Origin of the sequence: Nocardia sp. NPDC059236 (assembly GCF_042754085.1) — a bacterium.
Classification (GTDB): domain Bacteria; phylum Actinomycetota; class Actinomycetes; order Mycobacteriales; family Mycobacteriaceae; genus Nocardia.
Map to the genome: position 1 here is coordinate 216,980 of NZ_JBHZAF010000010.1, position 22,334 is coordinate 239,313.

At 69.3% G+C, this 22,334-nt stretch carries 24 protein-coding genes and 2 pseudogenes; 13 read left to right on the plus strand and 13 right to left on the minus strand.

What is annotated here, in order from left to right; genetic code table 11:
* The first annotated feature begins 128 nt into the window (after positions 1 to 128).
* Positions 129 to 1,343 (plus strand): molybdopterin-binding protein, encoded by a 1,215-nt coding sequence (locus ACFXIV_RS26555; RefSeq protein ID WP_379398632.1) that lies wholly within the window; start codon positions 129 to 131, stop codon positions 1,341 to 1,343.
* A 72-nt stretch (positions 1,344 to 1,415) separates the two neighbouring features.
* Here the strand turns inward: ACFXIV_RS26555 and ACFXIV_RS26560 are convergent, their stop codons facing one another.
* Positions 1,416 to 2,021, minus strand: coding sequence for a TetR/AcrR family transcriptional regulator (locus tag ACFXIV_RS26560; protein WP_379398634.1), 606 nt, complete (start codon positions 2,019 to 2,021; stop codon positions 1,416 to 1,418).
* A 56-nt stretch (positions 2,022 to 2,077) separates the two neighbouring features.
* Here ACFXIV_RS26560 and ACFXIV_RS26565 point away from each other — a divergent pair, with 56 nt between their 5' ends.
* Complete coding sequence (locus ACFXIV_RS26565; protein ID WP_379398636.1) at positions 2,078 to 2,587, plus strand: SRPBCC family protein; 510 nt, start codon at positions 2,078 to 2,080, stop codon at positions 2,585 to 2,587.
* Positions 2,588 to 2,993: 406 nt separating this feature from the next.
* Entirely contained in the window at positions 2,994 to 3,476 is a 483-nt protein-coding gene (locus ACFXIV_RS26570) for a hypothetical protein (protein ID WP_379398638.1), read from the plus strand.
* A gap of 74 nt (positions 3,477 to 3,550) precedes the next feature.
* Here ACFXIV_RS26570 and ACFXIV_RS26575 read toward each other — a convergent pair whose 3' ends face one another.
* The 6 genes and pseudogenes from ACFXIV_RS26575 to ACFXIV_RS26600 all read right to left on the minus strand — a co-directional run.
* Complete coding sequence (locus ACFXIV_RS26575) at positions 3,551 to 4,468, minus strand: SMP-30/gluconolactonase/LRE family protein (RefSeq protein ID WP_379398639.1); 918 nt, start codon at positions 4,466 to 4,468, stop codon at positions 3,551 to 3,553.
* A gap of 45 nt (positions 4,469 to 4,513) precedes the next feature.
* Positions 4,514 to 5,332: a helix-turn-helix transcriptional regulator gene (locus tag ACFXIV_RS26580; protein ID WP_379398641.1), complete on the minus strand. Its 819-nt coding sequence runs from the start codon at positions 5,330 to 5,332 to the stop codon at positions 4,514 to 4,516.
* Between the two features lie 56 nt (positions 5,333 to 5,388).
* Positions 5,389 to 6,234 (minus strand): 3-hydroxybutyryl-CoA dehydrogenase, encoded by an 846-nt coding sequence (locus ACFXIV_RS26585; RefSeq protein WP_356998454.1) that lies wholly within the window; start codon positions 6,232 to 6,234, stop codon positions 5,389 to 5,391.
* A 180-nt stretch (positions 6,235 to 6,414) separates the two neighbouring features.
* A complete protein-coding gene (locus ACFXIV_RS26590) occupies positions 6,415 to 6,762 on the minus strand; it encodes a hypothetical protein (protein WP_379398643.1) in 348 nt (115 codons plus the stop codon).
* Between the two features lie 195 nt (positions 6,763 to 6,957).
* The gene (locus ACFXIV_RS26595; RefSeq protein WP_379398645.1) at positions 6,958 to 7,680 is read right to left on the minus strand and encodes a hypothetical protein; all 723 of its coding nucleotides are present in this window, start codon (positions 7,678 to 7,680) and stop codon (positions 6,958 to 6,960) included.
* Positions 7,681 to 7,742: 62 nt separating this feature from the next.
* Positions 7,743 to 8,063: pseudogene (locus tag ACFXIV_RS26600) on the minus strand (sigma factor-like helix-turn-helix DNA-binding protein); the annotation flags it as partial.
* 51 nt (positions 8,064 to 8,114) lie between these two features.
* Here ACFXIV_RS26600 and ACFXIV_RS26605 point away from each other — a divergent pair.
* A complete protein-coding gene (locus ACFXIV_RS26605) occupies positions 8,115 to 8,696 on the plus strand; it encodes an NUDIX domain-containing protein (RefSeq protein WP_379398647.1) in 582 nt (193 codons plus the stop codon).
* A 198-nt stretch (positions 8,697 to 8,894) separates the two neighbouring features.
* Positions 8,895 to 10,491, plus strand: a pseudogene (locus ACFXIV_RS26610) (ABC-F family ATP-binding cassette domain-containing protein).
* A gap of 75 nt (positions 10,492 to 10,566) precedes the next feature.
* On the opposite strand, the gene ACFXIV_RS26615 reads toward ACFXIV_RS26610, so the two are convergent.
* Together ACFXIV_RS26615 and ACFXIV_RS26620 are read right to left on the minus strand one after the other, a co-directional pair.
* Entirely contained in the window at positions 10,567 to 12,042 is a 1,476-nt protein-coding gene (locus ACFXIV_RS26615) for a dihydrolipoyl dehydrogenase family protein (protein WP_379398649.1), read from the minus strand.
* A 76-nt stretch (positions 12,043 to 12,118) separates the two neighbouring features.
* Positions 12,119 to 13,114, minus strand: coding sequence for a Gfo/Idh/MocA family protein (locus ACFXIV_RS26620; RefSeq protein ID WP_379398651.1), 996 nt, complete (start codon positions 13,112 to 13,114; stop codon positions 12,119 to 12,121).
* Positions 13,115 to 13,146: 32 nt separating this feature from the next.
* Between ACFXIV_RS26620 and ACFXIV_RS26625 the strand changes: the two genes are divergently transcribed.
* On the plus strand, positions 13,147 to 13,422 hold the full coding sequence (locus tag ACFXIV_RS26625) for a hypothetical protein (RefSeq protein WP_379398652.1): 276 nt from the start codon (positions 13,147 to 13,149) through the stop codon (positions 13,420 to 13,422).
* A 50-nt stretch (positions 13,423 to 13,472) separates the two neighbouring features.
* Positions 13,473 to 14,843 carry a glycosyltransferase 87 family protein gene (locus tag ACFXIV_RS26630; protein ID WP_379398654.1) on the plus strand — a complete coding sequence of 457 codons (1,371 nt, stop codon included), beginning with the start codon at positions 13,473 to 13,475 and terminating at the stop codon, positions 14,841 to 14,843.
* Here the strand turns inward: ACFXIV_RS26630 and ACFXIV_RS26635 are convergent.
* Positions 14,806 to 15,234, minus strand: coding sequence for a TIGR03668 family PPOX class F420-dependent oxidoreductase (locus ACFXIV_RS26635; RefSeq protein ID WP_379398656.1), 429 nt, complete (start codon positions 15,232 to 15,234; stop codon positions 14,806 to 14,808). The genes ACFXIV_RS26630 and ACFXIV_RS26635 overlap by 38 nt on opposite strands.
* A gap of 50 nt (positions 15,235 to 15,284) precedes the next feature.
* Positions 15,285 to 15,878 (minus strand): TetR/AcrR family transcriptional regulator, encoded by a 594-nt coding sequence (locus ACFXIV_RS26640; RefSeq protein WP_379398658.1) that lies wholly within the window; start codon positions 15,876 to 15,878, stop codon positions 15,285 to 15,287.
* A 90-nt stretch (positions 15,879 to 15,968) separates the two neighbouring features.
* Between ACFXIV_RS26640 and ACFXIV_RS26645 the strand changes: the two genes are divergently transcribed.
* A complete protein-coding gene (locus ACFXIV_RS26645; protein ID WP_379398659.1) occupies positions 15,969 to 17,084 on the plus strand; it encodes a Gfo/Idh/MocA family protein in 1,116 nt (371 codons plus the stop codon).
* On the opposite strand, the gene ACFXIV_RS26650 is transcribed toward ACFXIV_RS26645, so the two are convergent.
* A complete protein-coding gene (locus tag ACFXIV_RS26650; protein WP_354839554.1) occupies positions 17,085 to 17,369 on the minus strand; it encodes a YciI family protein in 285 nt (94 codons plus the stop codon).
* A 43-nt stretch (positions 17,370 to 17,412) separates the two neighbouring features.
* On the minus strand, positions 17,413 to 17,955 hold the full coding sequence (locus tag ACFXIV_RS26655; protein WP_379398661.1) for an amino-acid N-acetyltransferase: 543 nt from the start codon (positions 17,953 to 17,955) through the stop codon (positions 17,413 to 17,415).
* Positions 17,956 to 18,075: 120 nt separating this feature from the next.
* Here ACFXIV_RS26655 and pgsA point away from each other — a divergent pair, with 120 nt between their 5' ends.
* The 5 genes from pgsA to ACFXIV_RS26680 all read left to right on the plus strand — a co-directional run bounded on the left by pgsA (position 18,076) and on the right by ACFXIV_RS26680 (position 22,136).
* Complete coding sequence (gene pgsA / locus ACFXIV_RS26660) at positions 18,076 to 18,753, plus strand: CDP-diacylglycerol--glycerol-3-phosphate 3-phosphatidyltransferase (protein WP_379398663.1); 678 nt, start codon at positions 18,076 to 18,078, stop codon at positions 18,751 to 18,753.
* Between the two features lie 52 nt (positions 18,754 to 18,805).
* On the plus strand, positions 18,806 to 19,300 hold the full coding sequence (locus ACFXIV_RS26665; protein ID WP_354839737.1) for a CinA family protein: 495 nt from the start codon (positions 18,806 to 18,808) through the stop codon (positions 19,298 to 19,300).
* An 81-nt stretch (positions 19,301 to 19,381) separates the two neighbouring features.
* A complete protein-coding gene (locus ACFXIV_RS26670; RefSeq protein ID WP_379398665.1) occupies positions 19,382 to 19,825 on the plus strand; it encodes a helix-turn-helix domain-containing protein in 444 nt (147 codons plus the stop codon).
* Positions 19,826 to 20,012: 187 nt separating this feature from the next.
* On the plus strand, positions 20,013 to 20,840 hold the full coding sequence (pspA, locus tag ACFXIV_RS26675; RefSeq protein ID WP_379383900.1) for a phage shock protein PspA: 828 nt from the start codon (positions 20,013 to 20,015) through the stop codon (positions 20,838 to 20,840).
* A 387-nt stretch (positions 20,841 to 21,227) separates the two neighbouring features.
* Positions 21,228 to 22,136, plus strand: coding sequence for a hypothetical protein (locus tag ACFXIV_RS26680; RefSeq protein ID WP_379398667.1), 909 nt, complete (start codon positions 21,228 to 21,230; stop codon positions 22,134 to 22,136).
* Positions 22,137 to 22,334: the final 198 nt, after the last annotated feature.

Here is a 22,334-nt window from a genome sequence, read left to right on the forward strand (position 1 = left end):
CCGCACAACGAACCGCAGATGCGGGTGAGATGCCGGAAATGCTTCGGCAACTACGGAGAAAGTCCGGCGAAATCTCCGTATCCGAGGATTTATGGATATCTGTCGAATCATCGCAAAGGACGTGATGCGTGAGCGCGGTACAGGCCCGATCCGCCGAGCCGGCAACCGGGCCGGAGGTGGCGGTGGCGGAGATCGACGCGGTGCTGCGCCCGGCCTTGCCGGCCATCCCCGCGCGCTACGCGGCGCTGTCCGAAGCGCTCGGCGCGACCTTGGCCGAGCCATTGACCGCCATGGCGGCGCTTCCGGCCGCGGACACCGCGGCCATGGACGGGTTCGCGGTCAGCGGCCACGGGCCGCGCTGGCGGGTGCTCATCGGATCGTGCACCGCGGGAAGGCAATCGGGCATCTCGCTCGCCGAGGGCGAGGCGGTGCGGATCGCGACCGGCGCTCTGACCCCGGCCGGGACCACGGCGGTCGTGCGCTCGGAACATGTGCACGTCGAGCGGGCCGGCGGGCAGGCGGCGATCGTGCTCGCCCCCGGCGTACCGCGCCGCAACGACATTCGGCGCCGGGGCGAATCCTGGTCCGGCGGTGAAGAATTGACCCCGGCCGGTGTCCGCGTGAACGCCGCCGTCATCTCCGTCGCGCAGAGCGCCGAAACGCCTATCGCCATGGTCCGGGGCCCGCTGCGCGCCGACCTGCTCCTCACCGGCGACGAGATCCGCGCCACCGGAACCCTGCGGCCCGGCCAGGTCCGCGACGCGCTCGGCACCGCGTTGCCGCACTATCTGAGCCATTGCGATATCGGTGTCCGAAACCTGACCCGGCTTCCGGACGACCGTGCACTGTTGCGGTCCTGGTTCGACCGTGACACCGACGCGGAACTGGCCATCACCGTCGGAGCCACCGGGCGCGGCGCCGCCGACCGGTTGCGTGATGTCCTCGACGAAATCGGCGCCCGCATCCTGATCGATGGAGTCCGCATGCGCCCGGGTGGTTCTCACCTGGTTGCGCGCCTGCCCGGCGGTCGCATCCTGCTCGCCCTGCCGGGCAACCCCCTGGCCGCCGTCGCCGCGACACTGGTGACCGGTCGGGCCTTGGCGCACATCCTCACCGGCCGCCAGGATTCGGCGGTGTCCTGGGGCCGCATCGCCGACGCGGCGACCCCCGACCACGACCGCACCCGCATCGTGCCCGTCCGGCAGGTCGAAGGCGGAGTGTGGCGGGCCATCGGCGCTGTCGGCACCCCACACCTGGCCAACCTCCTGAACGCCCACGCCCTGGCACTCCTCCCTCCGGGAACCGGCCGCGGCACCCTGGTCGAATTGCTGCCGCTGCCATGATGACCCGTTCGGCGCTCGATCCGCGGAGCCCGCTCGGCGTCACGGTCGGGAATGCGTGCGTCGACCGGTGCGTCAGTCCCCGATCGTGGTCGGCGGCTCGGGATTCAACGCGTCACGGACGATCCGGTCGACGGCCTCGGCGGTCCCGGCCAGGTCGGCATCGGGATTGCGTGCGCTGCGGCGCACGGCCGCGTACGGCAACTCGATGATCAGCAGCGCCAGACGTTCGCGGTCGGCTCGGCTGCGGTAGTGCAGGCGATCGCCCAGATTCCGCACGGCGTCGTTCAGCCGGGCCTGCCGGGCCGCGGCCGCCTCGCGGGCTTCGGCACTCCACTGTGCGGATCCGAACGACTCCGGTCCGGCAAGCAGGACCGCCGCGTCCGTCGGGTGGTGGAGCGACCAGTCGATGACGTGATGCGCGGCCTGTACGGCGGCCTCCTGTGGCGGATCGACTTCCAGGGCCGTGAGGAATCCGCTCTGGAAGCGATCGACCGTGCGCAGCCACAGGCTTGCCAGCAGTGCCGCCCGGTCGGGAAATCGGTAGTAGATCGAGCCACTCGGGGCTCTCGCGGCCGCCGCGACCGCGCTCATCGTGACCGCGCCGGCGCCTGCTGCCGCAGCGATTTTCGCGGCGGCGTCCAGTAACGAGTCCGCGTTGTGCGCAGGTTTCCTCGACACGTTCTAGAGAGTAGCCTCTAATTGAAATTGGAGAGTAATCGCTAAATGGAGGAATCATGATTCGCAACGTCCACAGCCGGGTGATCGCGGCCGACGCCCAGGCAGTCGGCCGGCTACTCGACACGCTGGCGACCGACGACGACCGGCTGTGGCCGGTCGACCGATGGCCCGCGATGCGATTCGATCGGCCGCTGGGAGTCGACGCATCGGGCGGCCACGGCCCGATCCGCTACACCTGCGTGAAGTACGTTCCGGGAGGTGAGGTGCTGTTCCGCTTCCGTCGCCCGCTCGGCTTCGACGGAACGCATGGATTCGTCGCGGAAGAAGTGGATGCCACGCACAGCCGCCTGACACACGAGTTGGTGATGCGGACGCACGGAATGGACCGGCTCGCCTGGCCACTCGTGTGGCGATGGCTGCACGATGCCCTGCTGGAAGACTCCCTCGATCTCGCCGAGACAGCCTTGGTTCCGGGCACGCCGCCGAGGAGTCGCCACAGCGGCTACGTCCGCTTTCTCCGCGGACGTGCGCACAGCGCCGAGGCCCGAAAGGCGCACGCCGGGTAGGGATTGGGCCTGACCAACGCCCCGGCGATCAGGATTCCTGTGCGTTGCGCGAGCAGCTGCCGCTCTCGAACCTCGCGCAACGTGCGCGGCCGATAGCCCGGACCGGTGCCAGTGATCGGCCCTCGATCGCCAGGCCCAGGTGTGAACCTCCCGCTGGGCGGATTTCGTACCAGAAAGTGTGCTAGTGATCGCCAGAACCGAGCGGGCCAAACGGCTGCGGCGGGACTGAGGGAGAATGGGTGCGTGGGCGACGCAATGAAGAAGAAGTTCGGAGATCGGCTCGGCGTTCGGGCGGTCATGGCGGGAGCGGGTGCGGCGGCACCCGTCGGCGGCTAGGTCGATGTCGGATCGGGAAGTACCAGGACGTGGATCCCTGCCGGGACCCGGCGGGAACAGGTTCGATGCTGTGGAACGGCTACGCAGGCAGCTGGAGGCATTGAAGGCTGCCGAGCGCGGCAACGCCGACGCCGGGGATGCCTCGTCGAAGATCACCAGGCTGCCGCGTCGCCCGCGGCGCAAGAACGAAGAAGCCGTCGAGCGTCCACACCAGCCGTGGCGTCCGGAAGGCGGCTCGGTCTACGATCCGGCGCCGACCCGGCCGGTGCTGCGATCCGAGCTGCAGCGCGAGACCGGGTGGTGGCCGGTCGACCCGGGCCCGGGGCCATACCCCGCTCCGGTCAACGATTCGGGTAGCGCCGAGCAGGATGGGAGTGTCATCGACCTCGGCGCCATGCGGCGCAAGCGAGCCGGTGACGATGCCCCGGCCACCGGTATTCGACCCGTGGCCCGACCGCGCAGAATCGGACCCGCCGCGGGTGAGGGATCCGCGCCGGACACCGGCAGCGACCCCGATCTTCCACCACCGGACGGGCCCGCTCGGCGGCCCTGACTTTCCACGGCGCGCAGCAGTTACCGGCACATACCGCCTGTGGAGGCAGCTCCCGTCGGCAGGAGTCACCCGACTCAGTCGTCGAGGCGTACGCGAAGCACGTCACCGCGGCCGGTGGCAACCATGAGATCCCGGTCTGAGCCGGGGACCGTCGCCACCGCGGCCAACGGGTCCCTGGTCAAGAGCGAGCAGCCGGTGTGGGTGTCGGGGTCGACGCGGAGCAGGGTGCCGGAGGTCGTGGCGGTGTAGAGAAGTCCGCCGGGGCCGACCGCCAGGTCGTCGGCGAGTGGGGTGTCGGTGGTGGTTCTCTGGCGGGACGGGTCGGCGATCGGGATCTGGACGAGCCGGCCCTGCGGGGTGAGGTAGACCGTCGTGTAGATCGAATCGCCATCGACGGCAATGCCGTTGACGCCGAATATCTTCGCCTGTGCCGACCACTCGGTGTCGACGGTGCCATCGCGCCGGACCCGGACCACACCGGACCCGGTATCGGCGACGTACAGATTGCCCTCGGTGTCGAACGCCGCACCATTGGCCATGCTCAGGCCGCCGACGAAGGTCTCGGGAACCGGTGCGGCGGCAGTCGGGTCGAAACGGACGACACCGCTGTCGTGACGGCCGGGCAGCAGGTTCACCGAGTTGTCGCCGTAGACGACATACAGCAGCTGATCGGGTCCGAGGCGGATCGCGCCGGGCGAGCTGACCGGGACGGTCGCGGTGACCCGGCCCGCACTGTCGTAGCGCTGCACTTCATTCCGGTACAGCCGCGCGACCCACAGGTTGCCCTGCGCGTCGAATCCGAGGTTCTCGGCCCAGTCGACGAACGGGATCACCGCGGTGGCAACGGTCGAGACGGTGACAGCAGGGCATGAAACCGGTTGGGACCGAGCGGTTCCCGGCGCGGCGAGACCGGTGGCCGTCACCGCGAGCAGGGTCGCGCCCGCCGCGGCGATCCGATGCGGCCGAGTGTGCGTGTGGGGGAATGGCTTCACGGTCGGTGATGGTAGGTACCAGAACCGATCGGTTGCCTGGGTGCGTTATACCCAGGCTCGCGCAGCACCGAGGCGCGCCAGGCGCGCGGCGGTCGGGCTGCCGGGCTCGGCCTGATAGACCATCAGCCGCTGGCCCGCGGCGCCGCGCACATCGAAGGACTCGTAGGTCAGGAACAGCTGACCGGCGTCGGGATGGCAGAACTCCCGGGGCTCGGTCGTCGCGGTGCACAGCGTGTAGGAATGCCACAGTTCGGCGAATTCGATACTGGCCGTGGTGAGTTCGGCGACCACGTGACGCAGGCGCGGATCGTCCGGATACAACGCCCCCGCCTGCCGGAAGCCCGCGACCATGGCCTGGCAGGTCCACGTCCAGTCGACGCAGAACCGGCGAGCGGCCGGTTCGAGGAAGGTCATACGGGCCAGATTGTCGACGCGCGGGAATCCGGAGAAGAACGCGCGGGCGATGGCATTGGCGGCGAGGATGTCCATGGCCGGGTTCAGCACCAGGGCCGGTGCGGCCGGATAACCGTCGACGATGCGGCGCAGCGTGGGGCTGACCGTCTCGTCCGGGCCCGGTTGTCGCGCGGGCGGGGCCACCCCCGCGAGGCGGTAGAGGTGTTCGCGCACAGCCTCGTTCAGTCGCAGCGCACCGCTCAGCGCCTCCAGCATCTGCGCCGACGGGTGGCGCTCCCGCCCCTGTTCGAGGCGGGTGTAGTAGTCGCTGTTCATTCCGGCGAGCTCGGCGACCTCCTCGCGGCGCAGCCCCGCCACCCGGCGGCGGCCGTGCGAGATCAACCCGATGTCCTCGGGACGCAGTGCCGCGCGGCGGGCGCGCAGAAAATCGCCGAGCTCGTTGCCGGTCATGCCGACCACGCTAGGTGCTCGCCGCCGCCGGTTGCCCGGCGGCGGCCCCTACGGCGTCAGTAGGTGTAGAAGCCGCGGCCGGTCTTGCGGCCGAGGTAGCCCGCGTCGACCATGCGGCGCAGCAGCACCGGGGGCGCGTACTGCGGCTCGCCGAATTCGGCGTAGAGGGATTCGGCGACGGCGAGGGTGACGTCGAGGCCCACGGTGTCGGTGAGGCGGAGCGGGCCCATGGGGTGGGCGCAGCCGCTGACCATGCCCTCGTCGATGTCCTCGGCGCTGGCGAAGCCGGTCTCGAACATGCGGATCGCGCTGCAGAGGTACGGGATCAGCAGGGCGTTGACGATGAAGCCGGCCTGATCCTTGGACTCGATGGTGCGCTTGCCGAGGATGTCGCGGGCGTAGGCGGTGACCTTGTCGACGACCTCGCGGTCGGTCTTGAGGGTCACCACGACCTCGACCAGCGGCAGCACGGGGACCGGGTTGAAGAAGTGCACACCGACGACGCGGCCCGGGTTGGCGGTGGCATTGGCCAGCCGGATGACCGGGATGGACGAGGTGTTGGTGGCCAGGATGGTCTCGGGGGAGACGATGGCGTCCAGCTTGGCGAAGAACTCGGTCTTCAGCGTCTCGATCTCGGGGGCTGCCTCGATGACCAGCTCGCGGTCGGCGAAGTCGTCGATCGAGGTGGTGAGGGTGATGCGGGCGCGGGCCTCGTCGGCCGCGGCCTGCTCGAGGCGGCCGGACTTGACCGCGCGGGCCAGGGACTTCTCGATGCGTGAGACGGCGGCGTCGGCCGCCGCGGTGTCGCGCTCGAGAACCAGGACCGACCCGCCTGCGCGGGCGGCCACCTCGGCGATGCCGGCACCCATGGTGCCGCCGCCGATCACGCCGATGCGTTGCACTTACTTCTCCTTGTACCTCGGGGAAATCGCCACCTATCTTGCTCGACCATCCGTGACCGCCTTCCGCCGGGCGGCAGCGGCAACAGCCACTGGACAGTGTGCGTGTCTCAGGCCACAGCTCCGGATCGGCGGCACTCCGGCCCGGTACTGTCCAGAGCCGTCAAACATGCTGAGCGATCATCATGGGCGATTACCCCCGAGCGAGCCCCGAGCCGACGCAGACCGGTCCGGGGCTCGATCGGTCACGTTGGGCGTCCGGCCCGTCGTTCCCATTCCAGCCGTCGGCGACTCGTCCCGAGCCAGGTACCGCCGATGTTCGACGGTGATCCAGCCGACGCCGGCGATCAGTGCGATCGCGGCCGCGGCGGCCCACAGATCGGTCCAGCTGCTACCGGGCGTCATGGCCAGCGCGATGACACCGACCAGCAGCAGGGCGAAGCCGGGCCACGACACACCGTCCAGCAGAGTCGGCACCGTGGCGCCCGCGGGTGGCTCTCGGACGGTTTCGGGGTGGAGATTGCGTGGCATAGGAGCGCGCTCCTTCCGGTTCGTGTACTGCCCTGTCCATCGGGTTCCCGATTGCGTGCTCCCGAAACAGGTTGCTGACGGTCGTTCCCCACCGTGCGCGGCCCGAAATATGTTGTGTACGAACAGGAATCAGCAAATTTGTGTGCGCCCGCCCGATTTGTGAACGCGCCGGTGCCGAGTGCCTTCCCGCTGGAGTCAGTCCCAGGCGCCGCTATCGACGACCCAGATACCGTGGCTGCCCTGTGTCACCGGCTGACCGACCTGCAGCGTGAGTTTGCTGCCGTCCTGATTGGTGACCACGACGCTGGTCGGACCGTCCGCGGCGGCCTGAACAGTGGCCCATCCGAATCGCTGCTGCACGAAGGCCTTTGCGACCTGGACGCGATCCAGGCGCCACGGCTGGTGCCCGCTGTCCACGCCCTGCTGCAGGTCACGGGCTTGCTGAGCGGTGAGGCCCTCACCGGGAAACGTCTTCCCGGTTTGCGGTTCGGTGCTCGACTCCGGCTGCGTCGACGGAGCCTGAGTCGGCACGACCGGGGGCTCGGCCACCAATGACGTTGTCGGCACGAGGGTCGTTTCAGGTACCGAGCCCGGGACAGTAGTCGTCGCGGTGGCGGCAGCCGTCTCCGATGGCTGGCTGGTGGGCGAAACCGTCGACGTCGTCGTGCAGCCGGCAATCGCCGCCGCACAGGTGAGGACGCCGAGAACAGTCACCCCCGCCCGCTGCCCCACCAGCGCGAACGCGATCGACCGACGGCTGACATGTGTGCTGCGCATAGGTCTCCCCTGACCTTGAACCCGAATCACCCCGACCACGATCCACAACGGATCCGCTGCCCTGATGTCGTCCCACCGAACGCGATCGTTAACCGCCAAAACCATTCTGGCGCGGACCTTCCGAACCCCGTCGGCGATCACCTCGAATCCAACGCGAAACATCGCCACCCAACCGCGCGGAGTTTGTTGGTGTGGTGCGCCGGGCCGGTGTCGATGGCCCGTTGGAAGGCCCCCAGCGCCGCCCTGGCCTCGACCGCGGAAACGACCCCGCGCGTGCGGCGCGCCGCCACGTGCGACCGGGCCCGGTGGGCGATCTGGCGGACTGCGGCCGGCGTCTTCTCGACCGCTGCGGCGATCTCGTCGTAGTCCAGGCCGAACACCTCGCGCAGCACGAACACTGCGCGCCCGGTCGGCGTGAGAGTTTCCAGGACCAGCAGCATCGCCATCGACACGTGCTCGGCGAGCTCCACGTCCTCGGCCACATCGGGCGCGGTGAGCAGTGGTTCGGGCAGCCACGGGCCGACCTGAACAGGGCCGTCCCCTCAGTGTCGTACCCCAGAGGTAGGTTCGCCGACATGCAGCCTGCTACCGCCATGGTCGCGGATGTCGTCGCGGCGATCACGCCCGTCGATGAACTCGAACGGCAGCACCGCGCAACCACATTGGAGTGGCTCGCGTCGACCGACGACATCTTCCGGCGCGTCAAACCCGCCACGCCGTCACCGCATCTTGTCGCCTATGTGGTGCTGGTCGATCCCCGCGAGCGCGGGATCTTCCTCGGCCGGCATCGGATGGCGGGTCTGCACCTGCCGATGGGCGGCCACGTCGAGGCGGGCGAGCATCCACGGGATACCGCCCGACGGGAGGCGGGGGAGGAACTCGGCATCGAGCCGGTTTTCGACCTGGTCGGAGAGCATCCGCTGTTCCTCACCCGGACAACGACAGTGGGGCAGGCGGCGGGCCATATCGATGTGTCGCTCTGGTACGTGATTCGCGGCGAACGCACCCGCGACTATCCGCTCGACCCGACCGAGTTCGACGGCGGCCAGTGGTGGGACCTCGACCCGGACGGCCTGCCCGCCACCGATCCCCACTTGCCGCGATTCATTCTGAAGCTCGACGACTGTCAGCGGGGTGCTGCAATCACGACGGCTTGATTGCCGTCGACCTGGGGTGCGCGGGGCCTGATAGGGTGGCCGGATGCTCATCGAGGTCGACAGACTCTAGCCGCCTACTCGAAGGCGGCGTTGCGATCACACCTGCTGCACGGCGTTCCGAATCGGGAATGGGCCGTTGATTTCTGGTGTGTGTCGGCGACGTCGGTAATCCCATGAGCAGGAAGAGTCTGTCGACACATGTCTTCATCAATGCAAGCAGCGATCACGCTGCAGAATCTGTCATTCGAATGGCCCGACGGGACCGTCGCTCTCGCGGGGGTCGATGGTGTGTTCACCACCGGGCGCACCGGTTTGGTGGGGCGTAACGGCGCGGGGAAGTCCACGCTGCTGCGTCTGATCGCCGGCATCCTCACCCCGACCTTGGGGGCGGGTGGAAACCAGCGGCGACGTGGGGTATCTCCCGCAGCACCTCACGCTCGCCCAGCACGACACCATCGCGCAATTGCTCGGTATCGCAGGCACACTCGCGGCCCTGCGGGCGATCGAAGCCGGCGACACCGAGGAGAAGCACTTCGAGACGATCGGCGACGACTGGGACATCGAAGCCCGCGCCGACGAAATGCTGCACGAGATCGGTTTCAGCGCAGCCGATCTCGACCGCAGGGTCGGCGAGATCTCCGGCGGTGAGGCCGTTCTCATCGCCGTCACCGGGCTGCGGATCAGGCGCACCCCGATCACGCTGCTCGACGAGCCCACCAACAACCTCGATCGCGAAACCCGTGCCAAGCTGGCGGAATTCGTGGATTCCTGGCCGGGCACGCTCGTCGTGGTGAGTCACGATCTGGAACTGCTGGAGCGCATGGACGCCACCGCGGAACTGCACGGCGCGACCCTCGAGGTGTACGGCGGTCCCTACAGCGCGTGGCAGGAGCACGTCGAGCAGGAACAGGCCGCGGCCCAGCAGGCGGCGCGAACCGCCGAGCAGGCGTTGAAGGTCGAGAAGCGGCAGCGCATCGAGGCCGAGACCAAACTGGCCCGGCGCGAGCGCACCGCGCGTACGACGCAGCGGGATGGCGGCATTCCACGCATCCTCGCGGGCAACCGGGCCAGCCGGGCGCAGGGCTCGGCCGGCGCCATGCGCACCACGCTCGACGCCAAAGTCCGTGCCGCCCAGGATGTCCTGGACGCCGCGGCCGCGCGGGTCCGTCGCGACGAGCACATCCATCTCGACCTGCCCGACCCCGACGTGCCGCGCAGCCGCCGCATCGCGGAACTCGGCGACGGCGACCGCACCATCGTCATCCAGGGCCCGGAACGGGTCGCCCTGATCGGCCCCAACGGCGCGGGCAAGTCGACGCTGATCGAGCACCTGCTCAGCGGCCGCCACCCCGAACGCGGCACCCTGCTCACCGACCGGGTGGGCTACCTGCCGCAACGCCTGGACAATCTGGACGAGCAGGCCGGCGCACTCGACAATGTGCACGCGGTGGCCACCACCACCGCACCGGCCACGATCCGTAATCAGCTGGCCCGCTTGCTGCTTCGCGGCAGCACTGTCGAACGCCCGGTCTCGACGCTGTCGGGCGGTGAACGCTTCCGGGTGTCGCTGGCGCGCCTGCTGCTGGCCGATCCACCGGCACAGCTGCTGATCCTCGACGAGCCGACCAACAACCTCGATATCGCCAGCGTCGATCAACTGGTGGAGGCGCTGGCCGACTATCGCGGCGCGATCCTGGTGGTCAGCCACGACTATCCGTTCCTGCACCGGATCGGCATCGACACCGTTGTCGAGCTCGACCGTGCGGGGAACCTGCGGCAACGCGGCTCCCTGTAACCGCCTCCGGCGCCGGTCCTCACCGTGGCCCGGCGCCGGAACCGGTGGTGCAACTTCGGATTCCGCGACCCGTGCTCAGGACGCCGAATCCCCGGCGCCCTGCACCTGCGAATGTTGTTGATCGCGATAGGTTTCCAGCAGTCGCAGCCAGATCTCACTGATCGTGGGGTACGCGGGCACCGCGTGCCAGAGCCGGTCGATGGGGACCTCTCCGGTAATGGCGATGGTCGCCGAATGCAGGAGCTCGGCCACCCCGCCCCCGGCGAACGTCGCCCCGACGAGCACCCCGCGCTCGGGATCGACGAGAACCCGCGCCCGGCCGCGATAGTCCGGATCGTATTGCACCGCACCGGCGACCCGGCCGAGGTCGTAGTCGACGATATCGACGGCCCGGCCCTGGCGCGCGGCCTCCGCGGCGGTGAGCCCGACCGCCGCGACCTCCGGCTCGGTGAACACCACCTGCGGCACGGCGACCAGATCGGCGGTGCCCGAATGCCGTCCGAACGGACCGGTCTCGAGCGTGCGGCCGCGGGCCCGGTCGGCGATCACCGCGCCCGTGATGCGCGCCTGATACTTGCCCTGATGGGTGAGCAGCGCCCGATGATTGACATCGCCCGCGGCGTACAGCCATTCGCCGTCGACGGCGGTCACCGTGTAGGTGTCGTCGGTGGCCAGCCACGCGCCCGGGTCCAGTCCGACGATGTCGAGGCCGATGTCCGCGGTGCGTGGCGCGCGACCGGTCGCGAACAGCAGTTCATCCGCGACGATCCGCGCGCCGTCGTCGAGAGTGAGATGGATGCTGTCATCGGGCCCACCCGCCCGCTCGGCCGTTGCGATTGTCCGCCCGAACCGCAGGTCCACGCCGGCCGCCCGGAGCCGGTCTGCAACCAGGTCGGCGGCGAAGGGTTCCATCCGGTCCAGCAGGCGCGCACCCCGAGCGATCAGCGTGACCTGCGAGCCGAGCGCCCGCCAGGCCGTGGCCATTTCGGTCGCCACCACACCGGCGCCCACGATGGCCAGCCGCCCCGGAACCTCGGACGCGCTGGTGGCCTCCCGGCTCGTCCACGGCCGCAGCGCATCCAGTCCGGGCAGCGGCGGCAGCGCCGCGCGGCTGCCGGTGCAGATCGCGACCGCGTGCCGGGCCTGCAATCGCACCGTGTCGCCGTCGGGGGTCTGCACCGTCACCTGCCGCACTCCGTCGAGCCGGCCGTGACCGCGCAGGAGTGAGATGCCGGCCTCGTCGAGCCATTCGACCTGGCCGTGGTCGTTCCAGTCGGAGGCCATGCGGTCGCGGTGTTCCAGCACCGCGCGGGTGTCGAGCGGCCCGGTGACCGCGGCGCCGACCCCGGGGAAGCGCACTGCCTCGCCGTACAGCAGGGCCGGGCGCAGCAGCGCCTTACTGGGTTGGCAAGCCCAGTAGGAGCATTCGCCGCCGACCAGCTCCGACTCGACGATGATCGTGTCGAGCCCGGCCGCGGCGGTGCGGTCGGCGACATTCTCGCCGGTCGGTCCGGCCCCGATGACAATGACGTCGCAAGTCTGGGTGTTCACACCGGATATGGTGTGCCTTCGCGCTGCGCGCTCGGCAGCCGGGGGCCCGCCCGGTCCCGGAAAGACGGTCGTGATGTCAGCTCGGCCGGCGCAGCGGCAGACCGGCCGCCTGGTAGACGGCATCGATGACGCTCATGTTCGCAACGGCTTCGGCGGGTGTGGTGAGGATCGGCTCGCCCCGCAGCACCGCCCCGGCGAAGGCGTCGAGCTGATAGTCGTACGACGCGCGCCGCCCGAATTGCCGCAGGCTGCGGCCATTCTCGGTGCTCAGCCACAGCACGTGCCCCAGCTGCGGCGCCACCGGATTGAGCAGCCGCATCCGGCCGCGGTCACCGATCACCGTGGCACTGATCCGGACCAGATCCGACGACCACATGGAGCAGCGGATGCGGCCGGTGTGCCCGGAGGGGAAGCGCAGCTCCGCGGTCATGGCGCGGTCGATGCGCGGATCGCGCAATTTCGCCTGCGCCGCGACCACTTCGGGCTGCTCGCCGCCGAAGGTCCGGGCCATGTGCACGGCATAGCAACCCGCGTCCATCAGCGCCCCGCCCGCGAGGTCGTAGTTGTAACGGATATCGGAGAACTTGGGCAGGGGGAAGCACAGCGCGGTCTCCACCCGCCGCAGCGTCCCCAATTCGCCTGAGGCGATGATCTTCTCGGCCGCCAGCGTCAGCGGGTGATAGCGGTAGTGGAACGCCTCCATCACCACCCGATCCGATGTTCCTGCCAGCGCGGCGATCTCGCGCGCCTCTCCGGCATCGGCGGTGAACGGTTTCTCGCACAGCACATGTTTGCCGGCCTCGACCGCGGCGCGGATCCATCGCCCGTGCAGGCCGTTCGGCAGTGGGATGTACACCGCGTCCAGGTCGTCCGCCCCGACCAGCGCCTCGTAGCTGCCGTAGACCTGCCCGATCCCGTGCTTGCGGGCGAACTCCTCCGCCCGTGCCCGGTCCCGTGCCGCGACCGCGGCCACGACAACGTCCGGATTTCGCCCGGCCGGACCGATCAGCGCCGTCGGCGCGATATTCGCCGCACCGAGAATCCCGATCCGAAGTTGCGTGCCATCGCTCATCCGCCGACCCTAACAGCCTGCCTGCCTTCCGAATGCCCTTGATTCCCTGCGGTTTTACCGCCGAAGAGCAGAGATTTCGCGTCGCCGCGGCGACCTTCGCCATCAAGAAGCACGGAATTCCGTTGCTGCTCAACCGCCCGGGCACGGCGCTGCAGATCGACGGCGGCTGGGAAGGTCACCGCGCAGACCTTCTGCGACCTGCTGCGGGTGCAAGGCAGCCCGCCCGCGGTCTGCGGGACATCGACCACCACCGAGCCGGCGTCCACGGGCTGATCGCAGCCGGTTTCGCCGCGAGAACCATGGTGTAGCACCGTGATTGGGAGGATTGGCCGGGTCGGGCTTTGGTTATGGTAGCCAAATGGTTTTGGGGGCTGAGGAGTTTGCCGAGGAGTTCACCGGGCAGCGCGACATCACCCGGATCGGTCGCCGGAGCACCGAACCCTGCGTGACAGACCGGATGCTGGTCGGCGGGCTCATCGTCATGGTGGCCGCGCTGCTGTGGCACGTCTTCGCCATACCCATCGGCAATCCGTACTACGGCCTGTTCAACAACGGCCTCGATCTGGACGTGTATCAGGCGGGCGGAGCGGCCCTGCGGAATCGGACCGGGCTCTACGACGGGCCCGTCGTGTTCGGCATGGAGTTCACCTACACCCCGTTCGCGGCCCTGGTCTTCGTTCCGCTCACGAGCATCTCGCTGGTCACCGCCAAGGCGCTGTGGTCGGCCGCGACCGTACTGGCCCTGATCGCGCTGACCGGGTGCTGCCTGCGCACTCTGAAATACCCGAATACGTTGCGCACCTGGATGTTCGCACTGGTGCTGGCGGTGATCTGCACCGTGCTCGAACCGGTGCGTTCCACGATCTGGCTCGGGCAGATCAATGTGTTCCTGGTCCTGCTCATCGTCTGGGACCTCACCCGCCCGCCCGCGGCCCGGCTGCGCGGTCTCGGGGTCGGCATCGCCGCCGGGATCAAACTGACCCCCGCGTTCTTCCTCGTCTATCTCGCCTGCACCCGGCAATGGCGGACGCTGGGTATGGCGGCCGGGGCGTTCGCCGCGACCATCGCCCTCGGCTTCCTCGCCCGGCCCGGCGACGCGTACTCGTACTGGCGCGGACAGGTCGCCGCCGCCGGCCGGGTCGGGGCGGTCGATTCGCCGGGCAACCAGTCCGTCAACGGTCTGCTCGCGCAGCTGCTGCGGTTCTTCGACGTCGAGCGCTACGCGTCGAATGCGTTCGGGGCGACCGTGTTCCAGCCGCCCACCTGGATGTGGCTGCTCGCGCTGCTCCCGGTCGTGGCCCTCGGGCTCACCGCGGCAACCCTTGCCCATCGCGCCCGCCAGGAGTTGCCGGCGATCACGGTCACCGGCATGACCGCCGCGTGCGCGTCACCGTTCTCGTGGGGCCATCACTGGGTGTGGTTCGTGCCCTTGCTGATTCTCGCCTGGCAGCACGCCCGTACCGCCGCTACCCGCTGGACCTGGCTTGCCCCGACCGTCGTCGTCCTGGTCGCCTTCAGCTGGTGGTGGACCTTCTCCGACCGGCCGCCCATGGAGGATTCGCCGCACCCCATCGGAATCGGCCTGTTCATGATGCCGCGCGCCGACAACTCGGTGTGGTTCGCCTACATCACGGTGCCGACCTACGCGGGCTGCTATGTGCTGCTCCACATCCTGGCGAGCGGATACGTCATCAGGCGTACGACCAGCCGCGCACCGAGTCGACTGTGATCCGAATGATCGGCCCCGCGGGCGGATCTGCTTGGTACTGCGGATATTTGGCGATCAGCCAGCCGAGCGGCAGCTCACGGTCCACCGTGTCGTCGAGGATGTCGGCGGTGCCGTCGAGACGCGTCCACCACAGCCGTGTCCAGTCTTCGTCGTAGTGATCGGCGAGGAGCGAGACGCGAGGGTTGGCGGCGATATTGCGGAGGCGGCGGAGATCGGTGGTGGTCTTCGGTTTGTTGTCGATCGCGATCACGACCAGCAGCGGCGAATCGGCGGGGGAGACCGCGAACGTGACGGGAACCAGGTGCGGTACGCCGGTGGCATCGGCGGTGGCCAGCCGGGCCACCCGGGCGGCGCGGAACCTGGACAGAGCCGTGGCATCATCCGATCGCACGAGATCGACGGTAGACCGCCGGTCGTATCGCGCCACCGCCGGACCGGTGGTCACCGGCGTGCGGACAGCCCGTCCAGCACGATGCGCAGCGTGCGCTGCCATTGATCCGGGGCCGCGCGCAGGCCGACGGTGTGATCGGCGGTGCCGACCCCGGCCAGCGCGAAAGCGACGTCCTCCCAGGCGATATCGGCCCGCATCGAGCCGTTCTGCTGTGCCCTGCCGACCAATTCGCGCAGCCGGTCGCGCAGATCGCCGATGCAGCGGTCCACCTCGGCACTGCCCGCGCCGCCCAGTGCGTCGTTGACCCCGCAGCTCTCCGCCCGCAAACCCACGTACACGCCGGCGAATTCGGTGAACCCCTGCCACGGATCCGGCTGGGCGAGGGCGCGGTCGGCGGCCGCGATGCCCTCGTCGAGGACCTCCTCCAGCACCGCCGTCAGCAGTGCGTCGAGCGAGGGCACCCGCCGATAGAAGGTCCCCTTGCCCACCCCGGCCCGCTGCGCGATCTCCTGCGCGGTGACCGCCACCCCGACCTCCGCCACCGCCGCCCGCGCGGCCGTGACCAGCCGTTCGAGATTGCGGCGGGCATCGGCGCGGGGAGTCGGCGCGGCATCCCGGGCCAGCAGGCGATCGACGGCGGTCATGGCCGCACTCTAGCAAAAGTGGACTTTCCGAGTCCGTTTGACTAGCGTCCAAAACGGACGCATCGAGTCCGTTTGATATAGGAGTGAGTGATGTCGGACCGCATCCGAGTGGGAATCATCGGCGCGAACCCGGACCGGGGCTGGGCCACCCGCGCCCACATCCCGGCCCTGCGCGCCCTGCCGGACTACGAGCTGACCGCGGTCGGCACCAGCCGCCGCGAGAGTGCTGAACGCGCCGCCCGCCGCTTCGGCGCGGACCACGCCTTCACCGACGCGCGCGAACTGGCCGAGCATCCCGACGTCGACCTGGTCGTCATCACCGTGAAGGTCCCCGCGCACGCCGAACTGATCCGCGCCGCGCTGACCGCGGGCAAGCACGTCTACTCCGAATGGCCGCTCACCCGGACCACCGCTGAAGCCGAGGCCATCGTGGCCGCGGCCGCCGACGTTCCCGGACTGCACGTCGTCGGACTGCAGGCCGGGCTCGCCCCCGCCGTCCAGCGGGCGCGAACCTTGATGGTCAACAGTCGCTATGTGGGCAAGGTGGTTTCGGTCACGGTCTACGCGGCCCGCGGCAAGGGCGCGGGCGGCCGCATCCCGCAGTGGGCGGCCTACACCCTGGACCGCGACAACGGCGCGGGCATGCTGGAGGTCGCGGGCGGCCACACCCTCGCGACTGTCGAATCCCTGGTCGGCCCGCTCACCGAGGTCTCGGCCGAGCTCGCGATCCGCCACCCGCTCGCCATCATCGACGAGACCGGCGAGCGGATATCGGTCACCAGCCCGGACCACCTGCTGCTGACCGGCCGCACCGATACCGGCATACCGGTATCGGCCCACATCCACGACGGCAAGGTCACCGACGGCCGCACCCGCATCGAAATCTCCGGCACCGACGGCGATCTGGTGATTGTCAGCGACGGCCCCTCGGGAGCGGGCGGCATCCAGATGAGCGACCTGCGCCTGCTGGGATCCAACGGCCCGGGCGGCGCGTGGCAGGACCTGACCCCCGAGGAAGCCGGACCCTTCGCGACGCTGCCGATCGAATCCCGCAATGTGGCAAGGCTTTACGACCGTCTGGCGAGCGACCTCCGCCGCAATCTCCACCTGGTCCCGTCCTTCGGGACCGGCCTGCACATGCACCGCGTCCTGGACGCCATCCGCTGCAGCGCCGACTCCGGCCGGCGCGAGGCGGTCGAAGCCTGATCAGGACACGAACGCGCCCATGGTCGGCTGCCATTCGACGATGCGCTTGTCGGTCAGCAGACCCTCGCGGTTGAACGGGTCGTTCTCGAACAGCGTGGTCACCGCCTCCAGGTCGTCGGCCTGGACCAGGATCAGCGCGCCCGACCCGTCCGGGTACGGACCGCTGGTGAGCACGGTGCCCGCGTCGACCAGGCTGTTCAGCCAGGCCCGGTGGTCGGGCCGGTGGATGTCGCGGCCGGGGACGGTGGCCTCGGAGTAGACGTAGTGGACGGCGAAGACGGCCATGGGCTCTCGCTCCTGATCTAAGTCGGTACGGATACGGAGAAGGTCAGAGCGTCAACAGCATTCGGGTATTCCCGAGCGTGTTCGGCTTGACGTAGGACAGATCCAGGAACTCGGCGACACCGGTGTCGTAGGACCGGCACATCTCGGCGTACACCTCCGCGGTCACCGGTGTGCCCTCGATCTCCGCGAACCCGTGCCGGGCGAAGAAATCCACCTCGAAGGTCAGCACGAACACCCGCTTCAGCTCCAGCTCGCGGGCGACCGCGATGAGCTGCTCCACGATCAGCCGCCCCGCACCCGTGCCCTTGATGTCCGGGTGCACCGCAACGGTGCGCACCTCGCCGAGGTCGGCCCACAGCACGTGCAGCGCGCCGCAGCCGAGGATCTGGCCGTCGTGCTCGGCCACCCAGAATTCCTGGACCGCCTCGTACAGTGTCACCAGGTTCTTCTCGAGCAGGATCCGGCCGGCGTAGATGTCGATGAGGCTCTTGATCTCGGGCACGTCAGAGGTTCGCGCTCGGCGGACGATCGGCGCCATCGCCGCATGCCCGCCGATCGAACCACTGTCAGGTGCCCGTGTTGTCATGGGGTGCACAGTAGTCGGCCCGCGTACCGATAGGCTTATCGGTGTGTCGCACATCCAGCTCTCCCATATACCGGCATGGTCCGGAAACCATGGCCGGTGTCTCGGCCGGTGGGGGCGCTGGTGACCGTGCAACGTGACGAGTTGGAGGGTCGCTGGACCGATGCCGGTCCCGCGGCGCGTCCGGGATTCGCCCCCGTGCCCCGTCCGGAGGCAGCGGCGGAGCCGCCGGCCGTGCCACTGCTGAACATCGCCAATGTGCTGACGGTGCTGCGCATCCTGATCGTGCCGCTGTTCCTGCTGGCGCTGTTCGCCCACGGCGGGCACGACACCGAGTGGCGCTGGATCGCGGCCGGGCTGTTCGGTGTCGCCGCCATCACCGACCGCATCGACGGGCAACTGGCTCGCAAATACGGCCTGGTCACCGACTTCGGCAAGCTGGCCGACCCGATCGCGGACAAGGCACTCGTCGGAGCCGCGCTCGTCGGATTGTCGATGCTGCACGATCTGCCCTGGTGGATCACGATCGTCATCGTGGCCCGCGAACTGGGCGTGACTCTGCTGCGGCTGGCCGTGGTCCGGCGCGGGGTGATTCCCGCGGGCCGGGGCGGCAAGCTCAAGACGCTGGTGCAGTCTGTCGCCATTGCCGTGCTGTTGCTGCCGCTCTCCGGCGGATTCGCTTCGGCCGGAATGGACTTGATGTATGTGGCCGTCGTGCTGACGGTCGTCACCGGTCTCGACTACGTCGTGCAAGCGGCCCGGCTCTGGTTCCGGTCGCCGGGCGGCAGCCGTGCCGCGTGACGTGCGGCCCGACATCGAGGCCGCGCTGTCCCGCGTAGCGACCGTTCCGCCCATTCCGCCCGACCCGCTCGTCACCTCGGCGCCTGCCGCCGAGTTGGTGGCCGCGCTCGCCGCCGCCGGTCAGACCGTGGCTACTGCGGAATCGCTGACCGCGGGACTGCTCAGCGCCACCATCGCGGGAATTCCGGGCGCCAGCACAGTGTTGCGGGGTGGACTGATCGTCTACGCCACCGACCTCAAACAGTCGCTCGCCGGTGTGAGTGCCGACACCCTGGCCGCCGACGGACCGGTAGCCGCGACCACCGCCGAACAGCTCGCCGTCGGGGCCCGTCATCGCTGCGAAGCGGACTGGGGAATCGGGCTCACCGGAGTCGCCGGACCCGAACCACAGGACGGGCGACCGGTCGGCACGGTATTCCTTGGTATAGCGGGTCCGGAGTCCACCGAGGTACTTCGGTTGAAGTTGTCGGGGGACCGGTGGACGATCAGGGTGGGCGCGGTTCGCGCCGCGGTCACCGAGCTCGTCCGCATCGTCAGGGACGAGTGACGAGGCCGGGAACGCGCGGCCGACGCCGGACGTTGTCCAGTCAAACGCTGGGTCCGGCGAGACGAGTGTGAGGAGAACGAGATGACGCTGCTGCGAGAAGCCATCGGGGAAAGCCTGCGGCGCGCTCGGGTTGCCCAGAGCCGGACGCTGCGTGAGGTCTCCACCTCCGCGCGCGTGAGTCTGGGGTACCTGTCCGAGGTCGAGCGCGGCCGCAAGGAGGCGTCCAGTGAACTGCTGGCCGCCATCTGCCAGGCGCTGGACGTGCCACTGGCGCAGGTGCTCTTCGACGTGAGTTCCACCATGGCCGACGCCGACAAGGCCACCGCGCTGGCCGCCGACAAGGCCACCGCGGGGGTGGGAGCCGGCAAAGTGCCCGCCAAAGCCGGGCTCGCCAAGGTTGCCGCGAAGGTTACCCCGAGGGGTGGCGACGGCGACGGTGCCCTGGCCGCGGATGGAACTTTCGGCCCCCGCATTGTGATTCCGGCCCCGAAGTCGGATCGTCTGGTGCTGGTGGCTGCCAAGTGATCACTGTGCTGTGGAGCCGAAAGGGATAAATTCTCTGTAGGCTTCGTGCCGGAGGCGTCGTGCTGTTGCCGAAATCTCCGGAACGGCCGTTGCACAGTGGAGATATGGGACAACAGGGGTGCGCGACGGTCGCGCACTACTGTCGCGCTACCGGGCGCGGCACGTCATATGGAGGCGGGATCAATCGATGGCTAATCCGTTCGTGAAGGCCTGGAAGTACCTGATGGCCCTCTTCGATTCGAAGATCGAGGAGCATGCGGATCCGAAGGTTCAGATCCAGCAGGCCATCGAGGAAGCCCAGCGCCAGCATCAGGCCCTGTCGCAGCAGGCCGCTTCGGTGATCGGCAACCAGCGCCAGCTGGAGATGAAGCTCAACCGCCAGCTGGACGAGGTCGAGAAGCTCAATGCCAATGCGCGCCAGGCGGTTATGCTGGCCGACCAGGCCAGCGGTGCCGGTGACACCGAGAAGGCCATCCAATACACCAATGCCGCTGAGGCTTTCGCCGCCCAGCTGGTGACCGCCGAACAGTCCGTCGAGGACCTGAAGGTGCTGCACGACCAGTCGTTGCAGGCCGCCGCGCAGGCCAAGAAGGCGGTCGAGCAGAACGCCATGCTGCTGCAGCAGAAGGTCGCCGAGCGCACCAAGCTGCTCTCGCAGCTGGAGCAGGCCAAGATGCAGGAGCAGGTCTCGGCCTCGCTGCAGCAGATGGACTCCACCCTGTCGGCCCCCGGCGCCGTCCCCAGCCTGGACGCGGTGCGCGAGAAGATCGAACGCCGCTACGCCAACGCGCTCGGTGCCGCCGAGCTGGCGGGCAACTCGGTCCAGGGCCGCATGCTCGAGGTCCAGCAGGCCAGCGTCCAGATGGCGGGCCACAACCGCCTCGAGCAGATCCGCGCCTCCATGCGCGGCGACTCGCTGCCCGCCGGTGGCACCCAGCAGCAGATCCCGCAGGGCCAGCCCGCGCAGCCGGCCGCCCAGCCCAACTTCAACAAGGGCCAGGCCGCCCAGCAGTAACTGCTGCGCGAAAGGTAGTGCACGATGGGGAGATCGCGGGCCGACAACAGTCCCGCGACCTCCCCTGCCCGTTTTCTGCGCCGCACCCGCACCAGAACCGCCGACCTCATCCCGGGTTTCCCCTCCCTGTTCCCGCCGCCCGCAACCGCGCAGCCTCCGGCGCACTCCGAAAACGCCGGGCCTGAAACGGCTTCCACACCGGCAGCGAGTATTTCGTCAGCGCCGGAGCACCACTCGCCCCATTCGGCCGGGTTCACTGATCACTCGGCGCCCGTTACGCCGGTGCCGCAGCCATCCACGCCGCCGCGAATCGACCGCGGATCGCCACTGGGTGCCGGTCACGCGCCGCGTGAATCCATGGTGCAGCCACCGCTTCACTCGCAACCCGTGTCCGGACGCGGCGCCCGCGCAGGTAATCCCGCCGGTGCTGCGGGTGGCGGCCGGCGGAAGCGGGCGCGGCGGGAGCGGGCGACCGAGGCGGTGCGAGAAGTGTTGGCGCCCACCGGGTTCGAACCCGAGGAGTTGGCGCAGCGGCTGCCGGATACGTTGCGGGGTGTAGGGGAGCAGGCATTGGTGGCCGTGCGGAAGTGGGCGGATCCGCGGGAGCGTGAGCTGCGGAAGCGGCGGCGGGCACGGCGTCGGAGTTTCCGGCTGGGAACGGCTTCGGGGTTGACGACGGCCGGAACCGTTGGACTGGTGCTGATTTCGGCGCCGGCCTGGGCGGTGGTCGTGGTCGGTGGTGGTGCGGTCGCGCTGGTCACCGGGACCGCGGTGACGGCCCGGCGGTATCTGGAGATGCGCCGGGAGCCGTTGCCGCAGGCCGCTTTCGTGCCTCGGAAGCTGCCGCCGATCCGGTCCGCGGCGCGAGCGTCGATCGCCCGATTGGTCCGGGCCGAGCGGGCGCTGCACGGGCTGCACTCGCAGATCGCACGGACGGGCCGGCTTCCCGCGGACGATCTCAACGACACCCTGGAAACAGCCGCGTCCGGGGCCGCCGCACTGCACGCGCTGGCACAGGATGTGGTCGCCATGGAGCGGGCCGCCGGTGCGCTCGGCGCGAATTCGCCACTGGGCGAGCACGTTCAGGCCGTTTCCATCCGCCTTGACGGCGGAGTCGTCGAATACGAGGGCATGGTCGCGGCCGCGGCCCGGGTGCTGGCGGTCCCCGAGAGCGCGGCCATCGCCGACGATCTCGGCTGGGCCATGGTCGGCCTGCGCGACGCCGCCGACCGCCTCGACGGCTGGGCCCAGGCCCTCACCGATCTGGCCGATCAGCGCTTCCGCGCCAATCCCTGACCTGTCCGTACCGCTGCGAACCGGGCTTTCCCGGGGCGTGGCTCGGGCTGTTGCAGGTCGGCGGGCTGCGGCCCTGGCGAACGCGGCCTGCCGCCTCGGTCGGGGGACTCGGGGAGAACCCTGATCTGTCCCGGATTTCACTGCTGACCTGGTGATTTTCTCAGGCGGGCGACGCAGTATGGAAGGTGTCGGATCGCG